Below are 15,690 nucleotides of genomic sequence, written 5' to 3' on the forward strand. Positions count from 1 at the left end.
TTCACAATAAGGATTTTGTCCGATGCTGAAAGTTGTCGTCATCGATGCCAATGCAATCTCCCGCAACCTGCTGACCAGCGTACTGACGAGCGGCGGACATGACGTGGTGGGCGACGCCAATACCAGTGCGGCAGGGATGGCGGCGATGATCAAGCTGCAGCCGCAGCTGGTGTGCATCGATATCGGCACGCCGGACGACGAGGGATTCGGCAGGCTCGACACCCTGCGCAGCAGTTTGCCGAAAGCCTTGATCTTTCTCGTGTCGGGCAAGATGGAAGCAGCGACCGTGCAGCGGGCCATGGAAAGCGGCGTGCAGGGATTCATCGTCAAGCCTTTCAACGGCGCTACCGTCCTGACAAGCATCCGCAACGCCATCATCAAGATTGCCCGGCAACATCGTCAAGCAGCCACGTCAAACAACCCCGCTGAGTAAGCGCAAGCTGGTAACAAGACGTAACCGCCCACCCGGCTATTTCAAATTCCCCGCAAACCCGCATGAAATGAGGCTTTCGCCCGATTCTTCATGTGCATTTTCCATTCCCTCCAGCAATTTTTATTCCAAGCAGTAACAAAGTGTTAGCCGGTTTGTAGGAATAATCTGATACAGGCGCCTTGTGTACCGACATTGCTAATCATCCTCTCGCTGATTTCCGAGAATCAGTTGAATGGACATAATCTCAACCACTGATTGCGACGTCGCAAACAAATTGCGGCGAAGAATAACCACCAATTATTTGAAAAAGGTACAGCAATGTTGACTTCGCACATGACCGACGTACGTTCCAACGGCATCTCCCTGGCAACACCTTCCCCGTCCGGCGCCGCATGGCAGCGTCAGGCGAAACTGTGGTCCAGCCTGAAAGAAGTGTGCGACTTGCTGCGCATTTCGGCGCGCATCACCAACGACGATTTCCAGTTCCAGCACATGCAGTTCAAGGCCGGCCAGCGCATCCACACCATCGGCCAGCCGTTCGACATGCTCTACATCGTCAACTCCGGCTTCCTGAAGACCGTGATGATCGACGAACTCGGCAATGAACAGGTGCTGGGCTTCCCGATGAAGGGCGACATGTTCGGCATCGACGGCATCCACCGCAAGCAGTACTCGACCGAAACCGTGGCGCTGACCAACTGCGACGTGATCCTGGTTCCGTTCAAGATCTTCTCCACCCTGGGCCGTACCCACGCCGAACTCGAAGCCGCGATCTACGGCGTGATGAGCCGCGAACTGGTGCGCGAGCAGGGCATGATCGGTACGCTGGGTTCGCTCAGCGCCGAAGCCCGCGTGGCACGCTTCCTGGTCTTCCTGTCCGAGCGCTTCGCCGAAATGGGTTACTCCGGCTCGCAATTCAACTTGCGCATGACACGCCAGGAAATCGGCAACTATCTCGGCCTGACGCTCGAGACTGTCAGCCGCACGTTCTCGGCATTCAACGCGATCGGCATGATCTCGGTCGACCAGCGCGCCATCGTGATCCACGACCTGCAGTCGCTGCGCACACTGCGCCGCCTGCCGCCGTCCCGCGTCCGCGCCAAGGCAGACAGCGCCAAGAAACGCGCCGAAGCCGCCGCTGCAGCCGCAGCCACCACTCAGCCGATGGCTGCAGCCTAAGCATTCAGGCCGCTAGGCGTCGCCGGCCAGTCCATGGACCAGCGGTTGCCCTTCCCCCAGCAGGGGCAAGGGCACCGCGGCCGGCTCCGCAGCCTTCGGCTGTATTTTCCCTAGCATCTTCGAGCAGCGCCCCACGCCGTTCTGCAAGCCGTCGCAGGTTGCAAACAGCTCGGCGACCCATTCCACGAACACCCTCACCTTCGCCGACAGATGCCTGTTCTGCGGGTACACCACATGCAGAGGCACCGGGTCGACGCACCAGTCGTCCAGCACCAGTTCCAGTTCGCCTGAAGCCAGCATGGGCTGAATCGCAAACAGGGAAGCCTGCGCAATGCCAAGTCCCGACAGGCTGGCTTCCATATACGCATCGGCATCGTTGACGGCGACGCGTCCGGGCACACGGATCTGTATCCGCTCGCCTTCGCGGCCGAAATCCCACTCGTAGATCTTGCCCGTCTTCGCCGAAAAATAATTGATGCAGCGGTGCTGCATCAGGTCATTGGGATGCTGGGGGCGGCCATGCCTGGACAAATAAGACGGCGCCGCGCAGGTGACGAAATGCAGCATGCCAACCCGGCGCGCGATCAGGCTGGAGTCGGCCAGCACGCCGCCGCGCAGCGCGCAGTCGATGCCTTCCTCGATCAGATCGACAAGCCGGTCGCCGCAGCCGATTTCCAGCTCGATTTCCGGATAGCGCTCGAAGAATTGCGGCAGGGCAGGAATGATCACATGGCGTCCGATGCCGGTAGGCACGTCGACCCGAAGCCGTCCGCTGGGACTGGCCCGGTTGCGGGACAAGGATTCTTCCGCATCGCGCACGTCCGCCAGAATGCTCAGGCAGCGCTCATAATAGGCGGCGCCGTCGGCGGTCACGCTCACATGCCGCGTGGTGCGGTTGAGCAGCTTGACCGCAAGCTCGGTTTCCAGGTTGCGGATCAGCGTCGACACCGTCGCTTTCGGCAGCTGCATGTTTTCCGCTGCGCGCGTGAAGCCGCCGGCATCGACGACCTGCACAAAGACTTCCATTGCCTGCAATTTGTCCATGGGGATCTCCCTCAAAACCAATGAACGCAGGAAACAGCCTTTTGGGTAGCTCCCGCCGAAACAGCAATGTAACTCATCTTCGGCAAGCGCTAAAAGCACGACGTATTGTTCAGGAAGCCGAACAGTCAATTCGCTGCACTGCTATTTATCCAGTTTGAAGAACAACGCTATAGTGCGGCCCATGATGGATCATTGAATGGCATGAGTCGATACCATGGGTGTGCAACGAGCTGAACTTCCGCCGGACCTGGATGCGCTGGCCGCGCAGGTAAAAGTGCGCCGGCAGCCGGTCAAGGGCGCGCAGCGCGAGCTTGCGTCGCTGCTCTTCCAGCCGCCGGCTGCCGCCGAAGGGCTCATCGTGTATTTCCCGGGCGGCGGTTTCATCGCCGATGAGCTGGAAATGTGCGAACTGTTCTGCCGCGTGCTCGCGGCGCGCACCAGGCTTGCCGTTCTGGCATCGAGCTATACGCTGGCGACCGAGCAGCCCTTTCCCGCCGCAGCCGAAGATGCGCATGCGGTGCTGTCCTGGGCCGGCCGTTATTGCAAGCGCAAGGGATGGACCGCCGCCCGCCTGATCGTGGCCGGCCTGGAAGCCGGCGGCAACCTGGCCGCCGTCTCGGCCCTGATGGCGCGCGACCGCGGCGGTCCTGCGCTGGCAGCGCAGATCCTGATGATGCCCATGCTTGACCCCGGCCTGACCACCTGTTCGATGCGCACCGTTGCCGCAAGAAACGGCGGCGTCCGGGCCGCCAATGCCTGCGCCGCATCCTATCGCGATTACCTGCCGCATGCGGTCGACCGCGTGCATCCGTATGCGTCGCCGCTGCAGTCGAGCCGCATGAAGCACCTGCCTCCAGCACTGATCCTGTCGGCCGACGACGATCCGCTGCGCGACGAGGCCGAGCATTACGGCGCCAAGCTGATCGCCGCCGGCGTACCGACGACCGTGCGCCGGCTTGCGCCGATCGCGCTCGATGATCCGAATGCCCGATGTAGCTGTGCGCGCAAGGAAAGCGCGCTGCATGAAGTGGAAACCTTCATCGCCGGACTCCGGCCCGACCCAGCCTCCTGATAGATAGCTTGATCGATCGAGCGCTTGACCCTCCCACTGCGGGAGGCCGGATACTCGTCGCCGAATTGCCGAATTGCCGAATCACCACATTGTCAGTCCAAGGAACAAGAACATGAAAAATATTGCCAACTCGACCACACTGCGCCATCTGCCTGCGGCGCTCGCCCTGAGCGCCGCCGCATTCATCCTGTCCGGTTGCGGACAGCCATCCGCCCAAGAGGCGCCCAAGCCTGCGGGCGGCCCGCCGATTTCGGCTGCCGAAGTCCTCGAAAAACAGGTCGTCGAAACCCAGGAGTTTTCGGGGCGGCTGGAAGCCGTGGACCGGGTGGAAATCCGTCCGCGCGTGTCGGGTTTCATCGCATCGGTCAACTTCAAGCCCGGTGCCGAAGTCAAGAAAGGCGAGGTGCTGTTCGTCATCGACCCGCGTCCGTACCAGGCCGAAGCCAGCCGCACCGAAGCCGCGGCGCTGGCCGCCCGCGCCAAGGCCGATCTGGCCAAGCTGGAGCTGGCGCGCGCCGAAAAGCTGGTGGCTGAAAAGGCAATCGCCCAGCGCGAAGCCGACGAGAAAGCCTCCAGCGTGAAGGAGCTGGAAGCCACGGCACGCGCCGCCCAGGCCGCCTATGAAGCCGCGAAGCTCAATCTCGGCTTCACCCAGGTGCATTCGCCGATCAGCGGCCGTGTCAGCAAGGCCGAAGTCACCACCGGCAACCTGGTGGACGGCAGCGTGATCCTGACTTCGGTGGTGTCGAACAACCCGATCTACGCCAGCTTCGACGGCGACGAGGACACCTTCCTGCGCGTCGGCGCCCAGGCCCGCAACGGCAAGCCGGTGCCGGTGCGCATCGGACTGGCGAATGAAGAAGGTTTCCCGCACGAGGGCAAGCTGGAATTCGTCGACAACCGCGTCGATCCGGCAACAGGCAGCGTGCGCATGCGCGCCACCTTCAGCAATGCCGACAACGCGCTTGCTCCCGGCCTGTTCACACGCGTGCAATTGGCGGATGGCGGCGGCCAGAAAAAGGCGGCGCTGATCAATGACCGCGCGGTCGGCACCGACCAGAACCGCAAGTTCGTCTATGTGATCAACGCCGACGGCAAGGCCGAATACCGCGCGGTCAGGCTGGGCCCGGTCATCGACGGCCTGCGCGTGGTGCGCGACGGCCTCAAGCCCGGCGAAAAGATCGTGGTCAACGGCCTGCAACGCGTACGACCCGGCGCGCCGGTCACCGCGCAGATGGTGCCGATGGATGCGCCGCCGCAGGCAAGCAACAGCGCTCCCGGCAAGGGCGACAAGACCGATCAGAAAGCGGAAGCCAAGACCGATTCCGCATCGTCGAAGTCCTGACCGGTCCGCCGCAAGACCGACCCCGTAACACCTACATTGCCGTCTCCCGGCGCAAGCCGGAGACCAGCGTCGTTCACCCCGGATCCCGGTAGACGACGCTGGCGAGCGGCGCTTGTCCCTGCGCTTTTAAATGCCCTTGCAAACGCATTTGCAAATGCAGCGGCAAGCCGACCCAATTTAATTGAACGCGAGAGCCTTCATGAACTTCTCAAGATTTTTCATCGACCGCCCCATCTTTGCGGCCGTTCTATCGATCATCGTTTTCGTGGGCGGGGTGCTTGCCCTGTTCAAGCTGCCGATTTCCGAATATCCGGACGTGGTGCCGCCGTCGGTGGTAGTGCGCGCGATGTATCCCGGCGCCAATCCGAAAGTGATTTCCGAAACCGTCGCCGCGCCGCTCGAAGAGCAGATCAACGGCGTGGAAAACATGCTCTACATGTCGTCGCAGGCCACCTCCGACGGCGCGTTGGCCCTGACCGTGACTTTCAAGATCGGCACCAACGTCGAGCAGGCCGAGACCCAGGTGCAGAACCGGGTGCAGCGCGCGCTGCCGCGCCTGCCGGAAGAGGTGCGCCAGATCGGCGTGACCACCGTCAAGAGCTCGCCCAACCTGACGATGGTGGTCCATCTGTCTTCGCCCAACGGCCGCTATGACGATGTCTACCTGCGCAACTACGCGGTGCTCAACATCAAGGACCAGCTGTCGCGCATTCCCGGCATGGGCGAGGTGCTGCTGTTCGGCGCCGGCGACTATGCAATGCGCGTCTGGCTCGATCCGCAGAAGATCGCGGCGCGCAGCATGACGGCCAGCGACGTGGTCGCCGCCATCCGCGAGCAGAACGTGCAGGTCGCGGCCGGCGTGATCGGCGCATCGCCGTCGAAGGGTTCCGAATTCCAGCTCACCGTGAATACGCAAGGCCGTCTGCAGTCGGAAGAAGAATTCGGCGACATCATCGTACGCACCGGCGCCGACGGTTCCGTCACCCTGCTCAAGGATGTGGCGCGCGTCGAACTCGGCTCCACCGACTATGCGCTGCGCTCGCTGCTCAACAACAAGTCCGCCGCCGCGATTGCGGTGTTCGAGGCGCCGCAGTCGAATGCGCTGCAGCTGTCGGCCGACGTGCGCGCCAAGATGGAAGAACTGAAACAGGACTTCCCGGAAGGCGTCGAATACAACGTGGTGTACGACCCGACGCAGTTCGTGCGCGAGTCGATCAATGCGGTGATCCACACCCTGCTGGAAGCGATTGCGCTGGTGGTGCTGGTGGTGATCGTGTTCCTGCAGACCTGGCGCGCTTCCATCATTCCGCTGGTCGCGGTTCCGGTATCCATCGTCGGTACCTTTGCCGTGCTGATGATGTTCGGCTTCTCGATCAATACCCTGTCGCTGTTCGGCCTGGTGCTGGCCATTGGTATCGTGGTCGACGATGCGATCGTGGTGGTGGAAAACGTCGAGCGCAACATCCACGCCGGCCTGTCGCCGCGCGATGCGACGGTGCAGGCGATGAAGGAAGTGAGCGGGCCGATCATCGCGATCGCGCTGGTGCTGTGCGCGGTGTTCGTGCCGATCGCCTTCGTGTCCGGCCTGTCGGGGCAGTTCTATCGCCAGTTCGCGCTGACGATCGCGATCTCGACCGTGATTTCCGCATTCAACTCGCTGACGCTGTCGCCGGCATTGGCAGCGACCCTGCTCAAGCCGCATGACGCGCCGAAGGATGCGCTCACGCGCGGCATGGACAAGGTGTTCGGCCGCTTCTTTGCCTGGTTCAACCGCGTCTTCGGCCGCGCTTCCGAGCGCTACGAGGGCGGCGTGAAAACCGTGCTCAACCGCAAGGCGCTCGCGCTGGCCGTGTATGCGGTGCTGGGCATTGCCGCCGTGTTCGTCTTCAAGTCGGTGCCGAGCGGCTTCGTGCCCGGCCAGGACAAGCAGTATCTGGTCGGCTTCGCGCAGCTGCCCGACGCCGCCTCGCTCGAGCGTACCGACGCGGTGATCCGCCGCATGTCGGATATCGCGCAGACCATCCCGGGCGTCAAGGATTCGATCGCCTTCCCCGGCCTGTCGATCAACGGCTTCACCAATGCGCCGAACGCCGGCATCGTCTTCATCGGCCTCGACGCCTTCGACAAGCGCAAGTCGCCGGAGCTGTCGGGCGGCGCGATTGCGCAGCAGATCAACGCCAAGCTGGGCGGCATCGAGGACGCCTTCATCATGGTGTTCCCGCCGCCGCCGGTCAACGGCCTGGGCACCATCGGCGGCTTCAAGCTGATGATCGAAGACCGCGCCAACCTCGGCTATGACGAGCTGTACAAGGCGGTGCAGGCGCTGCAGATGAAAGCATGGCAGACGCCGGAACTGGCGGGCGTGTTCTCCAGCTTCCAGATCAACGTGCCGCAATTGTTCGCCGACATCGACCGCACCAAGGCCAAGCAGCTCGGCGTGCCGCTGTCGACGATCTACCAGACGCTGCAGATCAACCTCGGCTCGCTGTACGTGAACGACTTCAACCAGTTCGGCCGCACCTACCAGGTCAAGGTGCAGGCGGATGCGCCCTACCGTTCGCACGCGGAAGACATCGCGCAGCTGAAGGTGCGCAACAACAAGGGCGAGATGATCCCGCTGTCGTCCCTGATGCGGGTGAAGGACAGCTACGGCCCCGACCGCGTGCAGCGCTACAACGCCTACGTCTCGGCCGACATCAACGGCGGCCCGGCACCCGGCATCTCCAGCGGCCAGGCACAGGCGGCCATGGAAAAGATTGCAAAGGAAGTTCTACCCAAGGGCATTACTTATGAATGGACGGAGCTGACCTATCAGGAAACTCTGGCCGGCAACACCATGGTGATCGTGTTCCCGCTGTGCGTGCTGCTGGTGTTCCTGGTGCTGGCTGCCCAGTATGAAAGCTGGACGCTGCCGCTGGCGGTGATCCTGATCGTGCCGATGTCGATCCTGTGCGCGCTGCTCGGCGTGAAGCTGACCGGCGGCGACAACAACATCTTCACCCAGATCGCACTGTTCGTACTGGTGGGGCTGGCGTCGAAGAACGCGATCCTGATCGTCGAGTTCGCCCGCGAACTGGAAATGCACGGCCGCAGCGTGGTGGATGCGGCGCTGGAAGCCTGCCGCCTGCGTCTGCGCCCGATCCTGATGACCTCGATCGCCTTCATCATGGGCGTGGTGCCGCTGGTGTTCTCCTCCGGCGCCGGCGCGGAAATGCGGCATGCGATGGGCGTGGCGGTGTTCGCCGGCATGCTGGGCGTGACGCTCTTCGGCCTGTTCCTGACGCCGGTGTTCTACGTGCTGCTGCGCACCTTCGCCAAGCGCTTCGAAAAGCCGGCGGCTGTCCTGCCGGCCCAAACCGAAGGAGCCGTGTAAATGACAACCAACAAGAACACGATCATGACGATGCCAACATTTCTGCCGAAACTGGTGACGCCGCTGCTGGCGGCGCTGATCCTCGCCGGCTGCGCAGCGCCGCAGCTGCGCGCGCCGGAACTCGACATTCCCTCGGGCTTCAAGGAAGCGGATGCCATCAAGACTGATAACGCGGCCGCTACCCAGACCGATGCCGCCCGCTGGAAACCGGCCCAGCCGGCAGAGGCGCAGCCGCGCGGCGAATGGTGGAAGGCCTTCAACGATGCGACGCTGAACCAGCTGGTCGATGAAGCCACGACGGCCAACGCCAGCCTGGCGGTGGCTGCAGCCCGGGTCAAGCAGGCCCGGGCGATTGCCGGCATCGCCGAAGCCGACCGCATCCCGTCGGTCAGCGCCGGAGTCGGCGGCCAGCGCACCCGCGCTTCAGCGGTGTCGCGCGGCCTGCCGGCGGGAAGCCCGGTGGCTCCGGTCAACATCTGGCAGGGACGGCTGACGGCAAGCTATGAGGTCGACCTGTTCGGCCGCGTCGGCAACAACATCAGCGCCGCCCAAGCCGACGCCGCCGCCAGCGAAGCCAGCTACCGCTCGGTGCTGCTGGCGCTGCAGGCCGATGTCGCCCAGACCTACTTCCTGCTGCGCGCGGCCGATGCGGAACTGGCCTTCCTCAACGAAACCGTTCGGCTGCGCGAGGAAAACCAGCGCATCGTGCAGCGCCGCTACGACCTCGGCGACGTCGGAGAACTCGATCTCTCGCTGGCAAAGACGGAGCTGTCGACCACGCGCTCGGAAGCAATCGCGGTGGAACGGCAGCGCGCGCAGTACGAACATGCGCTCGCGGTCCTCTTGGGCAAGCCGGCGGCCCGCTTCGCCGCTGACAGCAATCCGCTGCTGGCGTCGTTTGCTCCGCCCGGCATTCCGGCCGGCCTGCCATCCGCGCTGCTGGAGCGCCGTCCCGACATCGCCGCCGCGCAGCGGGCAATGATCGCAGCCAATGCCCGCATCGGCGTGGCGCGCTCGGCGATGTTCCCGTCCCTGTTCATCACCGGCGCGGGCGGCGGCGAGTCGGCCGACCTCTCCGATTTGTTCAAATGGTCCAGCCGCACCTGGGTGGTTGGCGCCCTGCTGTCGCTGCCGATCATCGACGGCGGCCGCAACCGGGCCAACATCGCCCGCAGCGAAGCCGCGCTGGAAGAATCGGTGGCGAGCTACCGGCAGAGCGTGCTGGCCGCCTTCGCCGAAGTCGAAGACAACCTTGTGGGACTGCGCACGCTGTCCGGCCAGGCGCAGGCTATCGACGACGCCGTGGCCTCGGCGCGGCGTTCGGTGGATCTGGCAGGCAAGCTCTATTCCGCGGGCCGCTCCAGCTATCTGGAACTGCTCGACGCCCAGCGCAACCTCGCCGCAGTCGAACGCAACGCAGTGCAGCTGCGCGGCGCGCGGGCAGCGACCACGGTGGCGCTGATCCGCTCGTTGGGCGGCGGCTGGTGATATTGACCTGCCCGCGGCCCCATGCGCGGCGGGCAGGCAGGTTTTCAAGGAGAGACGCGCGACGGAAGAGGTTTCAGCCCGCGATTATTTCGTTTTAAGAAATGGTGCATTGCGGCATTTGCTGTTTTTCTTCTTACGCGCGACGGATAGACTGTGCTTCATCGATGAGCACACAACGCAGTGCGACTCTCGAAGGACTCGAAAGACATTGAGCCCGGAGTCATCAACCTTATTTGTGGAGAAATAAAAATGAATGCCAAGAAAATGATTGCTGCTGTTGCTGTCTTTGCTGCTGCCAGCTCCGCCTTTGCAAGCGAATGGGTGGATTTCAGCAACTTCAAGTCGACCAAGACCCGCGCCGAAGTGATCGCTGAAATGAACCAGGCCAAGGCAAACGGCCAGGTCGCAGGCAACAGCGAATTCGTCGAATTCAAGAGCACTCCGGTCGCATCGGGCAAGACCCGCGCCGAAGTCCGCGCCGAACTCGAAAAAGCCTATGCCGAAGGCCAGATGGCCAACAACGGCACCTCCGAGTTCGTCGAGTTCACCAATGTCGCTTCGACCAAGACTCGCGACGAAGTTCGCCAGGAAGCGCTCGCTGCCTCCAAAGGCCGCACTGCCGCAGCAGGCGAGTAAGCGCCCGTAGTCTTGTTGCAGAACGGCGCGGCGATGGGTTCGATATCCGGCCGCGCCAACAGGATTGTTTGATGTAAAGCGTCTCCTCCACTCTCTCCAAGAGTTGGATTTATGCCCGCCGACCTCGTGTCCGCGGGCTTTTTTATCGTCGGCCGGATGCGGCGAATTAGAGCGCATCCTCGGTACAACGGAACCATCCGGTTCGCGCGGAATCTTTTGACATGGCCGCGTCGATTGCCTCACAATCGCGGCTCGACGAATTGTGTTAACCCTCTTTCAAGAAAGGACCGACCATGCCCGGAATGGCTAATCATCAACTGCAGAGTTAGCCCCGCGCATCGCTCGGGGCTGCGGCGACATCGCCGACCCGAGCCGGTCGTTTCATCAACAACCCCGGCCAGCAAGCTCGCCGGGGTTTTTGCTTTCCTGCGGACATGACAGGTCCGCTGCAAATGCCTCCGGCTTCATCAGCCGAAGCCGGCTGTCGTTCGACACTGAAGACATACGGATACAGAAGGACCATCATGCCCATCAAGCAAACCCTGCACAAAGGCCATGTGCCGGTGCATATCTATACCGACGATATCGAGCACGAAGCGCTGCAGCAGCTGCTCAATATCGCCCAATTGCCTATCGTTCATCCTCACGTCGCTGCCATGCCCGACGTGCACGCCGGCATCGGCGCCACCGTCGGCAGCGTCATCCCCACCCGTTCGGCCATCATTCCGGCGGCGGTGGGCGTCGACATCGGCTGCGGCATGAATGCGGTGCGCACCACCCTGACCGCAAGCCAGCTGCCGGATAACCTGGCCCGCGTACGCAGCGCGATCGAAGCCACGGTGCCGGTCGGTTTCGATCAGCACGAATGGAACAAGGTGCGCGGCTCGCAGCATGCGCGCGTCGGCCGCCCGCTCAACGACCGCCTCGACCGCATCGTCGAAAAGCACGGCGGCATCATGAAAATGCAGCAGAAATTCGCCCAGACCTGGATTTGCCAGATCGGCACGCTGGGCGGCGGCAATCATTTCATCGAACTGTGCATCGACGAGGAAGAGCGCGTCTGGGTGATGCTGCACTCGGGTTCGCGCGGCATCGGCAACGTGATCGGCCGCTATTTCATCGCGGCGGCGCGCAAGGACATGGAGCGCCACAGGATGCATCTGCCGGACAAGGACCTGGCGTACTTCAGCGAAGGCTCGACCTTGTTCGACGACTATGTGGAAGCCGTTGACTGGGCGCAGGACTACGCGATGATCAACCGGCGCGAAATGATGCGGCTGGTGCTCGGCGCGCTGGAAAAGCATCTGCCGCCGTTCAAGCTCGACGGCGAGGCCATCAATTGCCATCACAACTATGTGTCGCGGGAAACCCATGGCAACGAGCGCCTGTTCATCACCCGCAAGGGCGCGATTTCGGCAAAGGAAGGCGAACTCGGCATCATTCCCGGCAGCATGGGCGCGCGCAGCTACATCGTGCGCGGCAAGGGCAACCCGGATTCGTTCTGCTCCTGCTCGCACGGCGCCGGACGCAGGATGAGCCGCACCGAAGCCAAGCGGCGCTTCAGCCGCATCGACCTGGAGCAGCAGACCCGCGGCATCGAATGCCGCAAGGATGGCGGCGTGATCGACGAGATCCCGGGCGCCTACAAGAACATCGACGAAGTGATGGCCCACCAGACCGATCTGGTCGAAGTGGTGCATACGCTGCGTCAGGTGATTTGCGTGAAAGGATAAGCAATGAAATTGACCATCAAGACACTCAAGCCGCGCAACCCGCTGGTCCCGGCCGCCAAGCTGCGCCAGGCCGGCGCGCACGGGTCGCACCAGGCTTCGCGCCGGGTGCGGCGCGAAGGCAAGCAGGAACTGCGGCGCCTGCTCTCCGAGCGCGGCTGATCAGCCTTTACCCAGCACCTTCAGCGCCGCCTGGCATCCCCACCAGGCGGCTTCCTCGAATACAGAAAATCCCGACAGATCGGCGTGCGCGAACAGAATGGCGCCGTCGGCATCGCGCAAGGCATGCAGGCCGGCGTTCGACCGGAATCCGGGCAGCGGCGAACACATCGCATGCGCACGCAAGGTGATGTCGGCCCGCTCCACGCAGCGCGAGAACTGCAGACCATAGGCGGCGCGCAGATCCTGCGAAGCCAGCTCCAGCAATGCCTCCGGCGCGGCGCTCTCCAGCCAGCCCCTGGCTTCGCGCGGCGTCTGCCCAGCCAGCGCATGATAGGCGGTGAACACCGTCTTGCCCGGCGGCGTGACGCGGATGTCCTGATGCGTCGACAGCACATACCCGAGCCCCTTGCTGCCATAGACCACGTTGTCCCAGGACAGCGGCGCCTCGGGCCGCTCCTGCGGAAACTCCCTCATCAGAAAATTGGCCACCAGCCACGGCGCGTAGGACGGCATGTGGCTCTGCGGATCAAAGCCGAATGCGCGCAGCGAGGGCATGACCCTTGCGGCAACGAACAGAGGCATCGCGCAGATGGCCCTGCGCGCCTTGACGACGAAGCTGCGGACCTGCCCTGCCTCGAATTCCACGCAGAGCGCTTCCACGCCCGTTGCAACTTCCTTCACCGATATCACCGTGCCGGGGCGGCGCCGGCTGCCGGCCGCCTTGTCCATGGCCGCAACCAGAGGCGACAACCCTCCGGGCCAGGTCAGCAGCGTGCCGTCTTCCGCGTTTTCGGCGCCGCCTCCGCGGCTGCAGAAATAATGCAGGCCAGCCCAGGCCGAAGTCTGATCATGGGATATGCCGTAATCGTCGCGGCAGCCGTAGTCCACATACCAGTGCAGCGCCGGCGAGCGGAAATTGTTCTGCTGCAGCCATTGCTTCATGCCGATGCGGTCAAGCGCCTGCATTGACGGATCATTCGACGATGCCGTGCTGGGCAGCGCAAACAATCGCTTGCCGTCGGCTCCACGCTCCTGCCGCAGCTTCGCCGTGAGTGCGGCAAAGCGTTCATGCTCCTGCAGCTCCCACGTCGGCAAGCCCTCTTTCGGCAGCACGCCTTCGTGCCACTTCCCCTCGAATAAAACGCGTTCATGCGGTCCATGCAGCAGGAAGCGCTCGTCATAGTAAGGATGCGCAGACGAGGGATTGCGCAGCAGGATGCCGAGGTCATGCAGCAGTTCGCGCACATGCATGGACTCGGCCGTGGGCAGCGGCAGGTAATGCGCGCCGGTCGGATAGGCCAGATCGCCGTAGCTGCCGCCCGCCGCATTGCCGTAGGCTTGCGGTCCGTCGATGACGAGAAAATTCCTGTGGCCTTCCCGGTTCAGCTTCCATGCGGCCGTGAGACCAGCCACGCCGGAGCCGAGAATGGCGACGTCGGTCTTCACTTCATGGGAAGGTCCCGGCAGGGTCTTCAGATCGCGCAGGAAGTGGCCTTCCATCCGGCCGGGCGCGTGGATGACGGGCGTGATTTCCTGCCAGCGCCGGAAGGCGGCCGCCGAACCCAGCGCAAGGGCCGCGCCCGCGCCGAGAAGAAACGACCTGCGCAGCATCAGCGGATCACCCTGCGCCAGTCGCTTTCGAATTCATGCACCAGCGACTGGGTGTTGAGCCGGTTGGGCGGCATGTCGAGCTTTTTCATGTCGGGCGGGAAGCTGAACATTTCGCGCGTGGTGTCGCCGTTGAGATAGCGCATCGGCAGCGCATACTGCGCGGGCGGCGTGTAAGGCGCCTGCGGCGACGCCATGATGAAGCCCCATTCGCCGAACGAAGGCACGTACAGGTGGTAGGGCGAGGTCTTGAAGCCGGCTTCGCGCAGGGTGGCGTCGATGGTCCAGAAGGCATGCGGCGCGAAGTAGGGCGAGGTCGACTGCACCGCGACCAGGCCGTTGGCGGAGACGCGCTTTTTCAGGATGCTGTAGATCGGCACCGAATACAGCTTGCCGAGCGCGAAACTCGACGGATCGGGCAGGTCGATGATGGCGGCATCGAAGACCTGGTCGGTCTGCTGCAGCCAGAGTGCGGCATCGGTATTGATGACGGTGACGCGCGGATCGCTCAGCGAGCCCTGGTTCAGGCGCACCAGTTCCTCGCGCTGGCTGAAGGCCCTGGTCATTGCCGGATCGAGGTCGACCAGCGTGACCTGCCTGATGTTCGGATAACGCAGCACTTCGCGCAAAGCCAGGCCATCGCCGCCGCCGAGTATCACCACCGAGCGCGCCCAGGGCAAGGTCTGCAGCGCCGGATGCACCAGCGCCTCGTGATAGCGGTATTCGTCGCGGCTGGAGAATTGGAGGTTGCCGTTGATGTAAAGCCGCAGGTCGTCCTTCCACTTCGTGATCAGGATGCGCTGGTAAGGCGTCGAGGTGGAATAGACTATGTTGTCGCCCACGATGCTGTGCTCGCCCCAGTAGACCAGCTGGTCGGATGCGGCGAAGCCGCAGACCAGCGCGAACATCACCGCGCTGGCGCGCAGCACGCGCGATCCGGCATTGGCCAGTTCACGGCGAAACGCATGGATGGTCCACAGCGCGACGCCGACATTGAACATGCCGAACAGGAAACCGGTGCGCACCAGCCCGAGCTGCGGCGCCAGCACCAGCGGGAACAGCACCGACACCGCGAGCGCGCCGAGGTAGTCGAAGGTCAGCACCCTGCTGACCAGTTCGCTGAAGCTGGTCTGGCGCGCATTCAGGGCCCGCATCACCAGCGGCACTTCGGTGCCGACGAAGGCGCCGATCATGAACACCAGCACGTACAGCATCGTGCGGAAAGGAGCGCCCATCCAGGAAAAGGTCAGGAACAGCAGCGCGGCCGACATGCCGCCGATCAGGCCGACCGCGAGCTCGATGTCGATGAAGCGGCCCAGCACATCTTCGTCCTTCACATACTTCGAGACATGCGCGCCCACGCCCATGGCGAACAGGTAGCAGCCGATGATGGTGGAGAACTGAAAGATGGAATCGCCCAGCAGGTAGCTCGACAGCGCGCCCGCGATCAGTTCGTAAGCCAGGCCGCAAGAGGCGACGATGAAAACGGAAAGGATCAGGATATGCTTGGTCATGGGCGCTGGCGGGCTGCCGGAATTTCTGCGGACGGGAAAACTCTGGACACGGTCATGATTTGGATTAGTATATTGGCAAGCCGATTTCTTACCCAGAGAGAATACC

At 63.2% G+C, this 15,690-nt stretch carries 12 protein-coding genes; 9 read left to right on the plus strand and 3 right to left on the minus strand.

The features are described 5' to 3' along the window. The first annotated feature begins 22 nt into the window (after positions 1-22). Both IGW03_RS10215 and IGW03_RS10220 read left to right on the plus strand, forming a co-directional pair. Positions 23-433, plus strand: coding sequence for a response regulator (locus tag IGW03_RS10215; protein ID WP_194722449.1), 411 nt, complete (start codon positions 23-25; stop codon positions 431-433). Between the two features lie 333 nt (positions 434-766). Continuing rightward, on the plus strand, positions 767-1,612 hold the full coding sequence (locus tag IGW03_RS10220) for a Crp/Fnr family transcriptional regulator (protein WP_228535309.1): 846 nt from the start codon (positions 767-769) through the stop codon (positions 1,610-1,612). A 12-nt stretch (positions 1,613-1,624) separates the two neighbouring features. Here the strand turns inward: IGW03_RS10220 and IGW03_RS10225 are convergent, their stop codons facing one another. Further along, positions 1,625-2,656, minus strand: coding sequence for a LysR family transcriptional regulator (locus IGW03_RS10225; RefSeq protein ID WP_194722451.1), 1,032 nt, complete (start codon positions 2,654-2,656; stop codon positions 1,625-1,627). Between the two features lie 214 nt (positions 2,657-2,870). Between IGW03_RS10225 and IGW03_RS10230 the strand changes: the two genes are divergently transcribed. From IGW03_RS10230 to IGW03_RS10260, 7 genes are all read left to right on the plus strand, one after another. After that, positions 2,871-3,728 carry an alpha/beta hydrolase gene (locus IGW03_RS10230; protein ID WP_194722452.1) on the plus strand — a complete coding sequence of 286 codons (858 nt, stop codon included), beginning with the start codon at positions 2,871-2,873 and terminating at the stop codon, positions 3,726-3,728. Positions 3,729-3,840: 112 nt separating this feature from the next. Beyond that, positions 3,841-5,073 (plus strand): efflux RND transporter periplasmic adaptor subunit, encoded by a 1,233-nt coding sequence (locus IGW03_RS10235; RefSeq protein ID WP_194722453.1) that lies wholly within the window; start codon positions 3,841-3,843, stop codon positions 5,071-5,073. Positions 5,074-5,272: 199 nt separating this feature from the next. Next, on the plus strand, positions 5,273-8,446 hold the full coding sequence (locus IGW03_RS10240; RefSeq protein ID WP_194722454.1) for an efflux RND transporter permease subunit: 3,174 nt from the start codon (positions 5,273-5,275) through the stop codon (positions 8,444-8,446). After that, the gene (locus IGW03_RS10245) at positions 8,447-9,934 is read left to right on the plus strand and encodes an efflux transporter outer membrane subunit (RefSeq protein ID WP_228535311.1); all 1,488 of its coding nucleotides are present in this window, start codon (positions 8,447-8,449) and stop codon (positions 9,932-9,934) included. It abuts the gene before it with no gap. A gap of 249 nt (positions 9,935-10,183) precedes the next feature. Further along, positions 10,184-10,570, plus strand: coding sequence for a DUF4148 domain-containing protein (locus tag IGW03_RS10250; protein WP_194722455.1), 387 nt, complete (start codon positions 10,184-10,186; stop codon positions 10,568-10,570). 524 nt (positions 10,571-11,094) lie between these two features. Next, positions 11,095-12,303 (plus strand): RtcB family protein, encoded by a 1,209-nt coding sequence (locus IGW03_RS10255; protein WP_194722456.1) that lies wholly within the window; start codon positions 11,095-11,097, stop codon positions 12,301-12,303. Positions 12,304-12,306: 3 nt separating this feature from the next. Next, complete coding sequence (locus tag IGW03_RS10260; protein ID WP_194722457.1) at positions 12,307-12,462, plus strand: hypothetical protein; 156 nt, start codon at positions 12,307-12,309, stop codon at positions 12,460-12,462. Here IGW03_RS10260 and IGW03_RS10265 read toward each other — a convergent pair whose 3' ends face one another. Next, the gene (locus tag IGW03_RS10265; protein WP_194722458.1) at positions 12,463-14,073 is read right to left on the minus strand and encodes an FAD-dependent oxidoreductase; all 1,611 of its coding nucleotides are present in this window, start codon (positions 14,071-14,073) and stop codon (positions 12,463-12,465) included. It lies immediately after the preceding gene. Beyond that, complete coding sequence (locus IGW03_RS10270; RefSeq protein WP_438943633.1) at positions 14,073-15,680, minus strand: polyamine aminopropyltransferase; 1,608 nt, start codon at positions 15,678-15,680, stop codon at positions 14,073-14,075. The genes IGW03_RS10265 and IGW03_RS10270 overlap by 1 nt, the downstream gene beginning before the upstream one ends. Between the last annotated feature and the right edge of the window lie 10 nt (positions 15,681-15,690).

It is taken from the genome of Noviherbaspirillum malthae (assembly GCF_015352985.1).
Classification (GTDB): domain Bacteria; phylum Pseudomonadota; class Gammaproteobacteria; order Burkholderiales; family Burkholderiaceae_D; genus Noviherbaspirillum; species Noviherbaspirillum malthae.

What these genes read in the sequence shown, in the direction of transcription:
- IGW03_RS10250 (WP_194722455.1), top strand. Translation starts at nt 10,184, where the DNA reads ATGAATGCCAAGAAAATGATTGCTGCTGTTGCTGTCTTTGCTGCTGCC.
- IGW03_RS10240 (WP_194722454.1), top strand. Translation starts at nt 5,273, where the DNA reads ATGAACTTCTCAAGATTTTTCATCGACCGCCCCATCTTTGCGGCCGTT.
- IGW03_RS10255 (WP_194722456.1), top strand. Translation starts at nt 11,095, where the DNA reads ATGCCCATCAAGCAAACCCTGCACAAAGGCCATGTGCCGGTGCATATC.
- IGW03_RS10245 (WP_228535311.1), top strand. Translation starts at nt 8,447, where the DNA reads ATGACAACCAACAAGAACACGATCATGACGATGCCAACATTTCTGCCG.
- IGW03_RS10235 (WP_194722453.1), top strand. Translation starts at nt 3,841, where the DNA reads ATGAAAAATATTGCCAACTCGACCACACTGCGCCATCTGCCTGCGGCG.
- IGW03_RS10225 (WP_194722451.1), bottom strand. Translation starts at nt 2,656, where the DNA reads ATGGACAAATTGCAGGCAATGGAAGTCTTTGTGCAGGTCGTCGATGCC.
- IGW03_RS10220 (WP_228535309.1), top strand. Translation starts at nt 767, where the DNA reads ATGACCGACGTACGTTCCAACGGCATCTCCCTGGCAACACCTTCCCCG.
- IGW03_RS10265 (WP_194722458.1), bottom strand. Translation starts at nt 14,073, where the DNA reads ATGCTGCGCAGGTCGTTTCTTCTCGGCGCGGGCGCGGCCCTTGCGCTG.
- IGW03_RS10215 (WP_194722449.1), top strand. Translation starts at nt 23, where the DNA reads ATGCTGAAAGTTGTCGTCATCGATGCCAATGCAATCTCCCGCAACCTG.
- IGW03_RS10230 (WP_194722452.1), top strand. Translation starts at nt 2,871, where the DNA reads ATGGGTGTGCAACGAGCTGAACTTCCGCCGGACCTGGATGCGCTGGCC.
- IGW03_RS10260 (WP_194722457.1), top strand. Translation starts at nt 12,307, where the DNA reads ATGAAATTGACCATCAAGACACTCAAGCCGCGCAACCCGCTGGTCCCG.